Source organism: Clostridium sp. CMCC3677, assembly GCF_023845585.1.
GTDB lineage: Bacteria > Bacillota > Clostridia > Clostridiales > Clostridiaceae > Clostridium > Clostridium aquiflavi.
This window is the reverse complement of record NZ_JAMQHS010000013.1, coordinates 52,567-68,690: the sequence shown is the minus strand read 5'-3', so window position 1 is coordinate 68,690 and position 16,124 is coordinate 52,567. Positions and strand designations below refer to the sequence as shown.

16 protein-coding genes, 1 rRNA gene and 1 riboswitch are annotated in these 16,124 nt (G+C 25.4%); of the genes, 14 read left to right on the top strand and 3 right to left on the bottom strand.

All coding sequences use genetic code 11. The features are described from left to right. Positions 1-173: 173 nt before the first annotated feature. The 3 genes from rrf to NG901_RS14790 all read left to right on the top strand — a co-directional run bounded on the left by rrf (position 174) and on the right by NG901_RS14790 (position 1,992). Positions 174-290, top strand: a 5S ribosomal RNA gene (gene rrf, locus NG901_RS14800). Between the two features lie 190 nt (positions 291-480). Further along, complete coding sequence (locus NG901_RS14795; protein WP_252216204.1) at positions 481-1,161, top strand: TIGR01906 family membrane protein; 681 nt, start codon at positions 481-483, stop codon at positions 1,159-1,161. Between the two features lie 81 nt (positions 1,162-1,242). Beyond that, entirely contained in the window at positions 1,243-1,992 is a 750-nt protein-coding gene (locus NG901_RS14790; protein ID WP_252216201.1) for a sulfite exporter TauE/SafE family protein, read from the top strand. A gap of 136 nt (positions 1,993-2,128) precedes the next feature. On the opposite strand, the gene NG901_RS14785 is transcribed toward NG901_RS14790, so the two are convergent. Next, a complete protein-coding gene (locus tag NG901_RS14785) occupies positions 2,129-2,932 on the bottom strand; it encodes an MBL fold metallo-hydrolase (protein ID WP_252216196.1) in 804 nt (267 codons plus the stop codon). A 381-nt stretch (positions 2,933-3,313) separates the two neighbouring features. Further along, a riboswitch (Lysine riboswitch) is annotated at positions 3,314-3,481 on the top strand. Between the two features lie 130 nt (positions 3,482-3,611). Between NG901_RS14785 and dapA the strand changes: the two genes are divergently transcribed. The 3 genes from dapA (at position 3,612) to NG901_RS14770 (ending at position 6,822) form a co-directional block, all read left to right on the top strand. Further along, a complete protein-coding gene (gene dapA / locus NG901_RS14780; RefSeq protein WP_252216190.1) occupies positions 3,612-4,484 on the top strand; it encodes a 4-hydroxy-tetrahydrodipicolinate synthase in 873 nt (290 codons plus the stop codon). Positions 4,485-4,799: 315 nt separating this feature from the next. After that, entirely contained in the window at positions 4,800-6,461 is a 1,662-nt protein-coding gene (locus tag NG901_RS14775; RefSeq protein ID WP_252216187.1) for a SulP family inorganic anion transporter, read from the top strand. A gap of 163 nt (positions 6,462-6,624) precedes the next feature. Further along, the gene (locus tag NG901_RS14770) at positions 6,625-6,822 is read left to right on the top strand and encodes a hypothetical protein (protein ID WP_252216184.1); all 198 of its coding nucleotides are present in this window, start codon (positions 6,625-6,627) and stop codon (positions 6,820-6,822) included. A 156-nt stretch (positions 6,823-6,978) separates the two neighbouring features. On the opposite strand, the gene NG901_RS14765 is transcribed toward NG901_RS14770, so the two are convergent. Beyond that, positions 6,979-7,716 carry a helix-turn-helix transcriptional regulator gene (locus NG901_RS14765; protein WP_252216181.1) on the bottom strand — a complete coding sequence of 246 codons (738 nt, stop codon included), beginning with the start codon at positions 7,714-7,716 and terminating at the stop codon, positions 6,979-6,981. Between the two features lie 209 nt (positions 7,717-7,925). On the opposite strand from NG901_RS14765, the gene NG901_RS14760 reads away from it, so the two are divergent. From NG901_RS14760 to NG901_RS14745, 4 genes are all read left to right on the top strand, one after another. Next, positions 7,926-8,879, top strand: coding sequence for an ABC transporter permease (locus tag NG901_RS14760; RefSeq protein WP_252216179.1), 954 nt, complete (start codon positions 7,926-7,928; stop codon positions 8,877-8,879). Further along, complete coding sequence (locus tag NG901_RS14755; RefSeq protein WP_252216177.1) at positions 8,869-9,819, top strand: iron chelate uptake ABC transporter family permease subunit; 951 nt, start codon at positions 8,869-8,871, stop codon at positions 9,817-9,819. Before NG901_RS14760 ends, NG901_RS14755 begins: the two co-directional genes overlap by 11 nt. Continuing rightward, entirely contained in the window at positions 9,816-10,571 is a 756-nt protein-coding gene (locus NG901_RS14750) for an iron ABC transporter ATP-binding protein (RefSeq protein ID WP_252216175.1), read from the top strand. The genes NG901_RS14755 and NG901_RS14750 overlap by 4 nt, the downstream gene beginning before the upstream one ends. 301 nt (positions 10,572-10,872) lie before the next feature. Then, positions 10,873-11,820 (top strand): siderophore ABC transporter substrate-binding protein, encoded by a 948-nt coding sequence (locus tag NG901_RS14745; RefSeq protein WP_252216172.1) that lies wholly within the window; start codon positions 10,873-10,875, stop codon positions 11,818-11,820. 273 nt (positions 11,821-12,093) lie between these two features. Here NG901_RS14745 and NG901_RS14740 read toward each other — a convergent pair whose 3' ends face one another. Then, positions 12,094-13,182 carry a PRK06851 family protein gene (locus tag NG901_RS14740; RefSeq protein ID WP_353735867.1) on the bottom strand — a complete coding sequence of 363 codons (1,089 nt, stop codon included), beginning with the start codon at positions 13,180-13,182 and terminating at the stop codon, positions 12,094-12,096. A 212-nt stretch (positions 13,183-13,394) separates the two neighbouring features. Between NG901_RS14740 and NG901_RS14735 the strand changes: the two genes are divergently transcribed. From NG901_RS14735 to NG901_RS14720, 4 genes are all read left to right on the top strand, one after another. Next, a complete protein-coding gene (locus tag NG901_RS14735) occupies positions 13,395-13,553 on the top strand; it encodes a DUF1540 domain-containing protein (RefSeq protein WP_252216166.1) in 159 nt (52 codons plus the stop codon). A gap of 195 nt (positions 13,554-13,748) precedes the next feature. Beyond that, complete coding sequence (locus NG901_RS14730) at positions 13,749-14,696, top strand: phosphotransferase family protein (protein WP_252216163.1); 948 nt, start codon at positions 13,749-13,751, stop codon at positions 14,694-14,696. Between the two features lie 217 nt (positions 14,697-14,913). Next, positions 14,914-15,534: an HDIG domain-containing metalloprotein gene (locus tag NG901_RS14725; protein WP_252216161.1), complete on the top strand. Its 621-nt coding sequence runs from the start codon at positions 14,914-14,916 to the stop codon at positions 15,532-15,534. A 62-nt stretch (positions 15,535-15,596) separates the two neighbouring features. After that, positions 15,597-16,109, top strand: coding sequence for an Hsp20/alpha crystallin family protein (locus NG901_RS14720; RefSeq protein WP_252216157.1), 513 nt, complete (start codon positions 15,597-15,599; stop codon positions 16,107-16,109). The last annotated feature ends 15 nt before the right edge of the window (positions 16,110-16,124 follow it).

Below are 16,124 nucleotides of genomic sequence, written 5' to 3'. Positions count from 1 at the left end.
TGGCAACATATTTAGCTGACTGATACTAATAGGTCGAGGGCTTGACCAATAAATAATTGTTATATACAATTTATGTGCAATTTTGAAAGAACATTGTTTCAAAATGAAACTCGCTCAGGTAAACTGAGGAGTACAAGATTCTTAACCAAATCAAGATTTGGAGAATCATAGCATCTGGTGATGATGGCATGGAAGTAACACTCCTACCCATTCCGAACAGGAAAGTTAAGATCCATAGCGCCGAAGGTACTGCACGGGAGACTGTGTGGGAGATTAGGACGTTGCCAGGTAAGTTTAAAGAGATAGTTATAACAACTATCTCTTTTTTAGTTTCTTTTTTCAGTTTATCCACAAGTTTATAAACATTATCTTATGTACTTATTTAAAAGTTTAAATCAGATTACATAACTTGTATTATTTTACATTTAATTAGAGTATAATTATAATGTATTACATAAATAAAGATTATGGGGGTAATTTATGAGTAATAATTTACAGACATCATATAAAGGTTATAAAACTAAACATTTTATAAATTCTGTATTAGGTATATTTAATGCTTTATTTACAATTTCAATTTCTGTAATTATTACATTAAATTTAACTTTTATATACAAGTTAACTATATATAAATACAATTTATCAAAAGTCAGTGGATTAACTGTGGAAGAATTAATGATTAACTATAAAAAAATAATAGTTTATTTACAAAATCCATTTATTGAAAAGTTATATTTTCCTAATTTTTCTATGAGTATTCAGGGAGAAATTCATTTTCAAGATGTAAAAAGAATATTTATCTATATTGATATATATATTTTTTTAGTCATGATATTAATGGGAGTATACTTTCTTATAAGAGATAAAATAAGGTATGATAATTATATAGAGCTGAAATATATATTAAATAGTAGTGCTAATTATATACTTGTATTTGTTACATTTTTAATGTTATGTATTTTAATTAATTTTTCAGAAATATTTATCACATTTCATAAAATATTTTTTAGAAATAATTATTGGGCGTTTGACTCTAATTTAGATCCAATAATTGATGTATTACCTGAAGAATTCTTTATGATAATGAGTGTGATTATACTGATATTTATATTAGTATATGCCTTAATTTCAAAAATATATTATTATAAAAACTGTAAATAGTTAAATATCAAGTATTAATAGTTTGACACTTATTTGTATACCCCTTAAAATTATAAGATAGTAAATAATTAGGGGGATTATATGGAAGTATTATTAATAATATGTCCACTTGTATTTTTAGCGGGAATTATTGATGCTGTAGCAGGTGGTGGAGGTATAATATCTTTGCCTGCATATATTTTTGCTGGAATACCAATTCATATTGCATATGGAACTAATAAATTTGCAAGTTGTATTGGTACTTCTGTTTCATCAATAAAATTTTTTAGAAGTGGAAACATAAAAATAAAGCCAGCATTATTATCTGCAGCAGGAGCATTAATAGGATCGTGGTTTGGGGCACAAATAGTATTATTGCTAAATGAAAAATATTTAAATTATTGTTTAATAATAATTTTACCTATTGTTTCATTATTTTTATTGTTTAATAGAAATTTTGGGATTAAGAATAAAAAAGAAATATCTAATAAAAAATTGTACATGTTATCTTTTATTATTGGGTTGTTTTTAGGTGCATATGATGGATTTTTTGGGCCAGGAACAGGAACTTTTTTAGTTATATGTTTTACAGGAATATTGGGATTTAATCTTATAACTGCATCTGGAAATGCTAAAATTGTAAATTTAGCCTCTAACTTTTCGGCATTAATAGCATATATATTAGGTGGGAAAGTTATGTTCTCTATTGGAGTACCAGCAGCTGTATGTGCAATAGTTGGTAATTATTTAGGTGCCCATTTAGCTATTAAAAATGGCGACAAAATAATAAAGCCAATAATATTTGTAGCTATTGGTTTATTATTTATAAAAGTTATACTTGATTTAATATAAAAGTTATTATGTTTTTAAACAGTGTTAAGTTTTAATATAAGAATATTAAAAATAGAATTACATAATAGAAATGTTAAACGATATTAATTATAAGTTATATTGAAAATAGAGCTTATAATTAATATCGTTTATATTTTTACAAATATATTATTTCTAAGTCATCTGGAACATATATATATCCATTAAACTCTTCTTTACCTTCATTAAGATATGATTCTTTTCTATGTGATAAATCTTTATCTTCAGTATGATACAGTATAACATTTTTTACAGCTAAGATTTTAGCATTATTACAAGCATCTTTTACAGTTGCATGATGTTTTTCATATGGTTTAAAGATTTCTTTTTGAGAATATAAACAAAATGCTTCATGAAATAAATAATCTACATTTTCACAAAAATCTCTCACCACTTCTCTATATGGTTCATCTCCTAGAAAAGTTAAAGTTTTACCATTTGATAAAAAAGTTTTGAATCCAAACTGCAATTCTTTAGTGCTATGTATATCAAAAAATATTGTTCTTCGTCCTAATATATTAACTTCAGTATTATTTTCAATTTCATTAAATATTATTTTATCATCAAATAGTTTTAAAAATTTATTTTGAAGTACATAAGAACAAATCGTTTTAATAGCCTCAATAGATTTTTTAGTACAATAAATATTAAAAATCCCATCATATTTATCATTTAACATTCCATTTGCTACTGAACGAATTACCCACACACTTCCTAGCACATGATCATTGTGATTATGAGATATAAACATATTATGTATTTGATTTATATTTATGTTTGCTTTTTCAAGATTTGACAATATGGTATTTCCACCACCTGCATCTATAAGAAAATGCTCATTATCTTTTGATAAAGTGAAACAAGTATTATAGCATTTGGTTACCATAGCAGATCCAGTACCAAGCATAGTTATAGATTCCATAAGATTTCATCCCCTTATAATTCATTATTTAAGACAATATAATTATAAAGTTTATATGTATTTATAACAATAAGGCACATGAAAATAAATAATAAGTCTAAAGTTGCAATGGATATTTGTCATCAGGCAAGAAGGTGAATTGTTCATTAAATATATTAATAAAAGAAAAAAATGTATTCCTGAAATAGTTCAAGCTACGAGGGATAAAGATAGTGTGTCCTTCCATTTAATAATAAGGGGAACTTAAATATAAAACCTCTAAGAAAGCACTGCTAGTTCACAAAACAAAAACAATAAATGTAATTATTATATTAAATATATCTTGTAAGTACTTTACAGTAATGTTTAAAAATGATATAATGGTCAAAATGAATACGGAAAACCTAAGGTAGAGGAGCTGTTTATAAATAGTACTTATTTAGAAGTTGGCAAACGTTGACTAATAAGGAAAGGTATAATGGCCGAAGAAATAAATCAAGCAAAAATTTATTTCTGGGTATGTATATAATATATGCATAACTGTCACGCAAGTGGAGAGCTACAAGGATTTACTAAGATGTTATTGTTAAATTTTAATTTAAAGAAATAATATCTTTATAAGCTTTAGCAATGAAACTCTACCCGTTATAGTATTACTATAACGGGTTTTCTTATAGCAATATTTTTAGGGGGAATAATTATGAAAATTAAAGGAATAATAATACCACTTGTAACACCATTTAAAGATAATTGTGTTGATTTTGTTTGCTATAAAAAATTGGTAGATTATTATATAGAACAAGGTGTAGATGGAATAATACCATTGGGAACTACTGGGGAAAGCTCGACAATATCATCTTTTGAGTATAATGAAATACTATCAAAAACAATGGAATATAATAATGGTAGAACAAAAGTTTATGTAGGACTTGGAGGAAATAACACATCTGAAGTAATAAAAAGATTAAAAATAGCTAAAGATAATAATGTTGATGGAATATTATCAGTAGCACCGTATTATTCTAGACCAAATCAAAGAGGAATTTATGAACATTTTAAGAGTATATCTGAATCTACAGATAGAAATATACTAATATATAATATTCCTTATAGAACTGGAGTTAATATAGAAAATGAAACTATATATAAGTTGGCAGAGCTAGAAAATATAGTTGGAATAAAAGATTGCTCGGGAAATATAAGCCAAACTTCAGAGTTATTATTAAACAGACCAAGTGATGATTTTTCAATATTAACAGGAGAAGATGCTCTTTTTTATACTACATTGGCGCTTGGCGGTGATGGTGGAATTTTAGCATCTGCAAGCTTAAACACAAAAAGTTTTATAAAAGTATATAATGATATGAAATCAAATGATTATAAAGAAGCATTAAAAACATGGAGAGAGATTTCCAAGGTTATACCATTATTATTTAATGAACCTAATCCAACTCCATTAAAATATTGTTTAAAAAACATGGGATTAATTGATTCTGATGAAGTTAGATTACCATTAATTAATATAACAGATGAACTTAAGAATAAATTAGATAATATGTTATTTTCTAAATAACTATTTATATAAGGGGCTAGGACAATTAGCAATAAGTAATAAGTAATAAGTAAAAAATATGGGGATATTTTTTAAATAAATAAAATTAAGGAGATAAAATCTCTTTAGTTTTATTTTTTTTGTTAAGTGGCATTTAATTAGAAGCTTCTTCTTTATATTCTCAAATATTTTTGACTATTCAAATATTTAGGAGTAATATAAAAGGGTTGCGTTCAATTTTAAAATAAGTTGAGTTTTTTTATTGATACGTACAATTTAATTAAAAATACTACTAAAATGTAGTTTCAAATAATATGATAGGGGGAGATATAAATAATGTTACCTAAACTACTTACAATGATAAAACAAAAGGATATTACTAAGAATCAGATAGCAAAAGATATTATATCAGGAATTATTGTTGCTATAATAGCCTTACCTTTATCAATAGCGTTAGCGATATCATCAGGAGTATCACCTGAAAAGGGACTTATTACTGCAATTTTTGCAGGCTTTGTAATTTCACTTTTGGGTGGAAGTAAAGTTCAAATCGGAGGACCAACTGGAGCTTTCGTAATTATAATTTATTCTATTATTCAACAGTACGGATTAGATGGATTAATTACAGCTACAATAATGGCAGGAATCATTCTAGTTATAATGGGATTATTAAAATTTGGAACAGTAATTAAATACATACCTCAAACAATAACTGTAGGTTTTACTAGTGGTATAGCAGTAACCTTATTATCCACTCAAATAAAAGACTTTTTTGGATTAACAATAGATAATGTTCCAGCAGAATTTATTCCAAAATGGCAAAGTTATTTTTCACATATGAATACATTAAGTACTTCAACATTATTAATAGGTATATTATGCGTACTTATTATTGCTTTATGGCCAAAAGTTAATAAAACAATACCAGGTTCATTGGTGGCGTTAATTGTATCTACTGTACTAGTAATGGCTTTTAAATTACCAGTAGAAACTATAGGTGATAGATTTAGTACATTATCATCTTCAATACCGATGCCAATGTTACCTAAATTAAGTATAAGCACAATAAATCAATTATTTGCACCAGCGATGACAATTGCTATATTAGCTGGATTAGAATCGTTATTATCAGCAGTAGTAGCTGATGGCATGATAGGAGATACTCATGATTCTAATATGGAGCTTGTTGCACAAGGTATAGGTAATATTGTATCAGGATTATTTGGTGGAATACCAGCAACAGGAGCTATAGCAAGAACAGCAGCAAATGTTAAAAATGGAGGAAGAAGTCCAATTTCAGGTATTGTACATGCTGTAACATTACTAGCTATTATGCTAATTTTAATGCCAATTGCTAAATTAATACCTATGACATCTCTTGCAGCAATATTAGCTGTTGTATCTTATAATATGAGTGAATGGAGAACATTTAAGTCATTATTAAAAGCACCTAAGAGTGATGTTATTGTATTAGTTATAACGTTCTTCTTCACTATAGTGTTTGACTTAGTAGTAGCTATTGGATTTGGAATGCTTATGGCTATGTTCTTATTTATGAAGAGAGTATCTGAAACAACTGCTATTAGAGATTTAGTAGATGAAGAGGTATTTGATGAAGAAGTTTTAGATATGTTAAAAGAAGCTGATGGAAAGATACTTGTTTATCAAGTTGATGGACCATTGTTCTTTGGAATTGTACAAGATTTCTTAATTAAAGTTAATGCTGTTAAATCAACGGCAGAAGTTCTTATATTAGATATGAGACATAGTTATGCAATAGATGCTTCAGCAATAGAGGCATTAGGTAAACTACTTAAACATTGCAGAAAAAATAAAATAAAACTTTTAATAACACATGTTCAAGAACAACCAAGAAATGTTTTAGGAAATATGGGAATTTCAGATGCAATTGGTGAAGAAAATATATACAACACTAAAAGAGAAGCTATAACTGTAGCAAGTGGATATATAAAAAATATATCTAGTTTTGTAAGTTAAATTTTTAAAATAGATCTATATTATACATAATTAGATTAAATGAGATTTAAAAAGTAAAGTATAACATAATGATATACTAAAATAGCAATCTTTAATTTCAACAAATATATTAGATTATAGTATATAAAAACCGTCATAGAAAATAATTATAAAATTATTATCTATGACGGTTTTTAATTTAAATGATTATTTTGTATATATTGAAATATATTTTGATATACATAGTAATCAAAATATAAAAGACATTAGTTCATTTAAAGTCAATTGTAAGTATCTAGTATTGTTATTACTTCATTCAAATGTAAAAGGCATTAGCTTACTTAGAACAGACTATCCATTGCAATCAAATGAAGTAATCTAAAAATATAAAAGACATTAGCTAATTTACAGATAATTAATGAAATGTATTGATATATTAAACAAGATAATATTGGAATTAAATTTTTAGAATTACTAAGTTCAAATACTTAACCCACTTACTTACGAATATAAGAATAACTTTATAAAAGATAGATTATTAGCTAAAATATTTATTCTTAAATTGAAGAGGAGAAATGCGATGTTCTTTTTTAAATAAATTATTATAGTAGTTTTGATTATTAAAACCTACAGTTAGAGATATATCTAGTAATGACATTTCTGTATTAAGCAATAACTCTTCACTTTCTTTTATTCTTAAAGAATTTATATATTGTGTACAAGTTTTACCGATTTCTTTTTTAAATAAACTACAAAAATAGCTTTTATTTATATTTACATGAGAGACTATGTCATCTAAAGTAATATTTTTTTTATAGTTTTCATGTATATATTCTAAGGCTCTTTTTATATGAAAACTATATATTTTATTTATTATATACTCATGTTTATAGATATGCTTATTATTATCAAAATTATATAGTAACTGTATGAGATGAGGTATACAGTGTAATGGTCTATAGATAAACTTTGAATTCTCAATTTTTTCTTTATTAAAAGGTCCTAAAATAAAAAAGAAATTATCATCATTAAATAAATATGGACAAATAGCAAAATTCAAATCAATATATTCTACTATCTGAAAATTGTTTTTTAGATTTTGTTTTTCATATATTAAATTTATTATATGTTTACATATAAAATCTTCATTAGAATCTTCAATATTACCTTTTGATAAAATGATTTTTCCAATAGAATCTACAACTTTTATTGGCATCGATGTACATAAATAAAAGTTTTCAATGATAAACAATAAGTTTTTTTCTTTAGTTTCCAAATGATCCTCCTTTATTATACAAATATAGTTTAAAAAAAATATATATACTTTAAGACATGAACTAAATAAAAATGTATACTAATTGAGAATGATTATTAATTTTAAAAAGATAACCATATTTAAAATTAAAACATTAAAAATATAAATTATACAAAAGAAAACATTAAATTATAAAAATATAATTTAATTATATTACATATGGAGGAAAAATGAAAAAAATATACTTGTTAATATTGTTGGTAATACTGTCAATAGCTTCATTATTTATTGGAGTAAGTGACATATCATTATCAGATATTATTAGTTTAGATAGTGAAAAAATAAACCTTATGTTAATTGGTAGATTACCAAGGCTTATAAGTATAATCTTTGCTGGAATTGGAATGAGTATAAGTGGACTTATAATGCAGCAGATAAGTAGGAATAAATTTGTTTCACCTACAACTGCTGGAACAATAGATTTTGCTAAATTAGGAATATTAGTATGTATGCTTATATTTCCACAGGCAACTATGATGAATAAAATGCTTTTATCATTTACATTTTCAATACTTGGAACACTTTTATTTATGCAAATACAAAAGAAAATAAAGATTAAAAATATAGTTTTTATACCTCTTATAGGTATGATGCTTGGAAAAATAGTTGGTTCAATAACTATGTTTTTCTCTTATAGGTATGATCTTGTTCAAAATATAAATTCATGGATGGAAGGCGATTTCTCATTAATCATGAAAGGGAAATATGAACTATTATATATAAGTATACCTCTTGTAATAATAGCAGCTATATATGCTAATAAGTTTACTATCGCTGGAATGGGAGAGGACTTTTGTACAAATTTAGGAATAAAGTATAATCGTGTTGTTAATTTAGGACTGGTAATAGTGGCCTTAATCTCATCAGTGGTAGTTATAACAATAGGAGCAATACCATTCTTAGGTATTATAGTGCCTAATATAGTGACTATGTATTATGGAGATAATTTAAAAAATGTATTAGGATTTACAGCCTTAATAGGACCTATCTTTTTATTAATATGTGATATTTTAGGAAGACTGATTATCTATCCATATGAAATATCAATAAGCTTAACAGTAGGGGTAATAGGTAGTATAGCATTCCTTTACTTAATATTTAGGAGGTCTGGTTATGAGGCATAATAAGAAATTATTAATACTTAGTTTTTCAGCAATAATACTTTGTGTATTGTTTGTAGTAATAGGATTAAATTCAAATAATCTTTCATATGCACTGTCAAGAAGGATTCCTAAAGTTATAGCAATAGTTTTAACAGGAGCATCTATAGCATTTTCTTCTGTGATATTTCAAACTATAAGTCAGAATCATATATTAACACCTAGTGTTATTGGACTTGATTCATTATATATGTTAATTCAAACAATAATAGTGTTTTTATTTGGATCTAGCAATTTATTTTTGACTGATAAAAAATTGAACTTCTTCTTATCACTTATAACAATGCTCTGTTTTACAGGAATTTTGTATAAGTTCTTATTTAAGAAGGGAAGTAAAAATATATTCTTTTTACTTCTTGTAGGGCTTGTATTTGGAACATTATTTGAGAGTTTAACATCTTTTATGCAGGTAGTTATTGATCCTAATGAGTTTCAAACTTTACAAAATAAAATGTTTGCAAGTTTTAATAATGTAAATACAAATGTACTTTTTATATCTCTTATAATAGTAATTCTTGTATTTGCATATGTTTATGAACATTTAGATACTTTAGATGTAATGCTATTAGGAAGAGAACATTCTATTAATTTAGGTGTAGATTACGATAATATTGTAAAAAAGATGCTTATTTGTGTAGCAATACTTGTATCAGTAGCTACAGCATTAGTTGGGCCAATAACATTTTTAGGACTTTTAGTAGTAAATATAGCGAGGCAGATGTTACCTACTTATAAGCATAAACACTTATTTAGTGCATCAATTCTTATAAGTATAGTTGCTTTAATTGGAGGACAATTAATAGTTGAGAGATATATGAATTTTGGAACAACAGTAAGTGTAATTATAAATTTTGTTGGAGGAATTTATTTCATATACCTTTTACTAAAGGAGAGAAGTGTATGATAACAGTAAAAAATATAACTAAAAAATATGGTGAAAAAAAAGTAGTAGATAATGTCTCTTTAGATTTACATGAAAATCAGATAATATCATTTATTGGGCCTAATGGAGCAGGTAAGAGTACATTACTATCAATGATAAGTAGACTTGCTAAAAAAGACAGTGGCGATGTCGTAATTGATGCTAAAGAATTATCTACATGGCAAGATAAAGATTTATCAAAAACAATATCTATATTGAAACAAAACAATAATATAAACATAAGAATTACAGTTAGAGAGCTAGTTACATTTGGAAGATTTCCTTATTGTGGTGGAAATTTAACGAGTGAAGATAAAGCTTTTGTTGATGAAGCTATTAATTATATGGAACTTACTGATTTGCAAGATAGATATTTAGATGAATTAAGTGGAGGACAAAGGCAAAGAGCTTATATAGCTATGGTTATAGCTCAAGATACTAAATATATACTTTTAGATGAACCACTTAATAATTTAGATATGAAACATTCAGTTGAGATTATGAAAATTTTAAAGAGATTAGTCAATGAAAAGAGTAAAACTGTCATAATAGTTATTCATGATATAAACTTTGCATCATGTTACTCTGACTATATAGTGGCTTTAAAAGATGGAAAAGTAGTTAATCAAGGAAAAACAAGTGAAATAATAAATAAGGAGATTTTAGAAAGCATATATGAAATGAATTTTAATGTTACAAATATAGATAATAGACCAATATGTGTGTATTTTTAATCTACGTTTTAAGGCACTAGACAGGCTATTAAAGTGATCCATATTAATTAACGTATATTCTTTGATAATAATAGATTAAAGATCATTGCAGAGCTGTCTGAAGAGTATAAAGTGTATATCTAATTGAATAGAATCTATTTTTTAGTCACTAAGTAGACTATTAGACGCAAACTAGTATTAATTACTATTAGATTATCATTAAAGAATAGAATATTAATTATGGAGTCGTATAGCTTAGATATTAAATTTAGGAGGAAAAATAAGTAAAAACAATAATAAATGAAAAATATAGGAGGAAAAAATGAAAAATATAAGTAAAAAAACAATAATAATAGTGGTAGCAATAATAGTAGGACTTTTTGGAATAGTAGAAGCTACTAAGTTTGCAGGAAAAGGTAGTAATGATAATAATGAGAAAATAACAATTACACATAAATTAGGTGAAACTGAAGTAACTAAAAATCCAAAAAGAGTAGTAGTATTTGATTATGGTGTACTAGATTCTTTAGATGCATTAGGAATTAATGTGGTAGGAGTACCTAAAGATGGAATACCTTCTTATTTAGACAAATATAGTTCTGATCAGTATATAAGTGTTGGTGGAATAAAAGAGCCAAATTTTGAAAAAGTACATGAAGCAAAGCCTGATTTAATTATAATATCAGGTAGACAAGAAGAAAGTTATGATGAATTTAGTAAGATAGCTCCAACAATATACTTAGGAATAGAAAATGAAAGTTATATGGAGTCATTTACTAACAATATGAATACTTTAGGTCAAATATTTGATAAAGAAGGTGAAATTAATAAAAAACTTCAAGGAATAAATTCTAAAATTGCAGAATTAAATAAAAAGACAAGTGAAAGTCAAAAGAATGGATTAATAATATTAGCTAATGATGGAAGCTTTAGTGTATATGGTAAAGAATCAAGGTTTGGAATAATTCATCAAAACTTTGGTGTTGCGCCAGTAGATAGTGATATTGAATCATCTACTCATGGACAAAAGGCTTCGTTTGAATATCTTGTTGAAAAGAATCCAGATTATCTTTTCGTAGTAGATAGAAGTGCAGTAACTGGAGGACAAATATCTGCTAAAGCCCTTTTAGATAATGAATTAGTAAAAAGTACGAATGCATACAAAAATAATAATATAGTATATTTAGATGCTAATGTATGGTATATAGCAACTGGTGGAATAAATACAACATTAACAATGATAGAAGAAATTGAACAAGCATTTAAGTAAATATTTATATAATTTTCAATGTAAATTAAAAATCATGTGTAGAATAATGTCTACATATGATTTTTTTCTTTTAATAAGATAATAGAATAGGCATAGTTATAAAGAACTTTTTTGTTATCAAAAAATGTAGAGAATAATTTAAATCATAATTTTAGTATTCCACAAGGAAATTTTAAATATAACTGGAAAGTTAAATTCCAGTTATATTTAAAATCAAATACTTAATTTACATAAATTATTTGATATTTTTAATTGATTTGATAGATTTTGTGTTTATTCAAAAGTTTTTATTAAATCAACTAAACTTTGCTTTATATCATCAATTTTATTAAAATCAATTGTATTAATATATATCTTTTCTAAATCATCATGATAAGATTTAGCTTTTGCAAGATATAGGGTAGCTTTTGAAATTGCTTCTTTATATTTTGATTGAATAACAGATAAGTTATTAGCATATTTTTCATCAGTACCTGGAGTTATTAGTTCTGTATACATATCTATTACAAAATCATTTTCTTTAGTTGGAAAATATTCATGTGGAGCAGTTGAATCAAAGATGCATACGTCTAATTCTCTCATTATAACCATATCTAGGCTATCTGGATCAAATCCACAATGATATACTTCAGCATCAATTCCTCTTAACTTACATTCTTTTACTAATTTTTTTAATAGTGTAGATTTTCCAGACCCAGGTCTTCCTTTTACAAAATATCTATTAGAAACGTTCTCAGTTAAGTTTTCAACAAAATTAACGGGGCCTTTAGGTGTAGATCCACCTAAAAATCTATCTTTTATTACAGCAGTTTTGTTGAATTTAGTATTTCCTATAAGTTTTTTTATAACATCTGCTGTTAGTTCATTTGCTTTTTTAAAATCCATATTTTCAATGTATATTTTTTCCCAATCATCATGTATTACAAGGGCTTTTTCAAATAGTTTATAAGCATTATTATAACAAGATGAAATATGCTTTTTAATTTTTAGTATATCTTTTGTATGTTCTTTTAATTTATTAGTATCCCAAGCAACGCCTAAGTTAACATACTCTTCAATAGCACCAGGAGCAGTAGGTTCTATAACATGAGGAGCAGTTCCATCAACTATTGCTACTTTAATTTTTGGTATTATTACTCCATCAAGAGAATCATTATCAGAAGAACAGTGAATGAATTCTATATCATAACCTTTATTGCACCATTCATCTCCAATAGATTTTATAAGTGTAGATTTTCCACAACCAGGTCCACCTTTTAGAATATATATTTTATCTAAGTTATCTAAATTAGATGAAAATAAGTTACAAAACCCTTTTGAAGTATTAGCAGAAGCAAAATAATTTAAAATTTTTCCAGCCAAGTTCATCAACTCCTAAATAAAAATAATTTTAACACTAAATATTATATGACTAGAATTTTTATATGTGTAAATTTGATAAAATATACATTAATTAAGTATTAAGATTTTTGTATGTAATTTAAAACAGAATTAAATTTTTGAATTTAATAAAAGTATAAAAAAACATATAAAGCACATACTATTCTTGTAACAAATTATAGGGAGTGAAGAATATGAATAAAAATCCAAGTATAAAATGTTCAGTTGCATCATGCAAATATCATAATGAGTCACAAAATTATTGTACGTTAGATCAAATTAATGTAGGTACACATGAATCACATCCAAAACAAGTAGAATGTACAGATTGTGAATCTTTTCAACTAAGATAATTTAGTTTATAATTAACCCAAGTAATGAAAGAGATTTAAAGAAAATTTTTCTTTAAATCTCTTTTTCTATTATAATTAAATTTAGTACGGTGATTTTAAAATTTAATTTAAATAAAGTCTATGTTTTAGCTGAGTATTAAAGGGATAAGTAAAGCTGGACTGAACAATTGAACTTAAGAATATGGAGGAAACTTTATGGAATATAATTGGGAGAGGTCGTTACCTTTTTTTTATATAGATTTGGATATAGCCAATAAGCTTTTTAAGAAAACTTTATTAAATGAAGAGGTAGAGAGTATAGATCCTATTAACGAAGGGTGTAGAAGCAGTAATTATGTATTAGAAACTAACAATAGGAATAAATATGTACTTAAAATATTTCCTGAGTGTGATTGCTATTATGAAAGGGAAAATAATTTATTAAATCTACTTAAAAATGATACTTTAGTACAAAGAGTTTATTTAATATCTAGTAGTAATATTATAAAAAATAAGATTTTTGGTATTTATGAATATATAGAGGGGGTTAATTTAGGTAAGGCAATTAGAGGTGGATCTAAAATTGATAAAAATTTAATAGAAGAATTAGCTATGACATTAGCAAAGATACATAAATTTAAATATAAAGAATGTGGAAAACTAGATAAAAACTTAAATATAATCCACAAGTTATCCCCGCTATATACATGGTATGAAGAAAATATGGGGATAAATTTTAAAAATAGATTAGGTGATAATATAGTTAAGAAAATAAATTATATAGTAAATTATAATAAAGAAATGCTATTAGAATTAGATAAAAAGATATCTTTAATTCATGGCGATTTTCAAGGAACTAATATACTTGTAAAAGATAATAAAATATCTGCAATAATAGATTGGGAATTTTCTATGGCAGGAAATCCATTGATAGATATAGGTGAATTATTTAGATATGAGGAGTATTTTGATAATGATTTAATTAAAATATTTGAAAAACAGTATAATAAATATTCAGATGATAAATTAATTGATGAATGGTATAAAATATCCAAGCTAGTTGATTTAATTAGTTTAATTAAATTAATTAATACTAAAGATGATATGCCTAATAAACATAAAGAAATAAAGAAACTTATAATAAATACATTAGAACTGTTTTAATAGAGTGTTGATATTATAGTATAAAGCTTGTGGACGAAATGTAAAAAGGAAACTCGACTTCTGATAGTCGCTGAGTAAGTTCGAGGAGCGAAATATAAAATTCCGACTCTCACTTAAGAATACTAAAAATAAAAAATCATAATAAAGATGTTTTTTAGGAATACTAACTTTATTAAAGATTCTTAGTAGAACCATACGTATAGGAGAGAATAATAAAATGGAAGAGAAAAAGATATTTTTAGAGATAGAGAATCATTTACTTAATGATGAAAAACCATCTTTATTTTTAAATGAAGCATTGCATAAAGGTAGTTTTGATAAATATCCACTATCAATGATTAAAGATTTAAAAGAAGTACCTCAAAATCCAAAGTATCATCCAGAAGGGAATGTATTTATACATACAATGATGGTAGTTGATGAAGGTGCTAAAAGACGTGAAATAAGTAATGATAACAGAATATTTATGTGGGCTTTATTATTACATGATATAGGAAAAAAGCCTACTACTAAAATGAGAAAAGGAAGATTGACTTCATATGATCATGATAAAGTTGGAGCAGAAATGGCAGAAGAATTTTTAAATTATTTTAATGAGAGTCAGGAATTTATAACATATGTTAGAAAATTAATAAGATGGCATATGCAGAGTTTATTTGTTATTAAAAATACCAAATTTCAAGATGTTGAAGGTATTCTAAAAGATGTCAGTGTAGATGATATAGCATTAGTATCATTATGCGATAGATTAGGTAGAGGTGGATTAGATAATTCATTAAGAGAACAAACCTTAAACGATATAGAATTTTTTAAGAAGACATTGAATAGCAAGAAATAAAATTTAACATTTAAAATTATTTTTAATAATATGAATTAGAGTAATTATTAAGGAGTATATAGATGTTTAGAATGTTTCCATTTAAATTTGGGGGAACTATAAATATAGGAAATTTGGGAAATATGATAGGATCTTTTTTTGATGATATAGACTTATCAGGTTTAATAAATGAATTAGATCAAGAATATGAAGAAGAATATTCTCAAGAATCAGAAGATTTACAAAATGAAGATGTAGCTGAATTTATAAAATTAGAAGAATATAATGATATGTATATATTGACTATTGAGTTGAATGGAGTAGATTTAAGACAAACCAGTATACAATATAATCCCGGAAAGTTATCAATAAATTTAAATAAGATGGAAAAAGTATCACAACATATAGGGATGCTTTCATCAAATTATATGGTAAAGAAAAATTATAGAAAAGAATTTGATAAGATAGAATCTATAGACGAAAGTAAAATTATGAAAATATTAGAAAATGGAGTACTTAAAATATCTATGCCTAAAAAATATGCATTAAATGAAGACTCTAAAATAATAGATGTTAAAAACTATATAGAAAATTAAAATTAGGGAAGATTA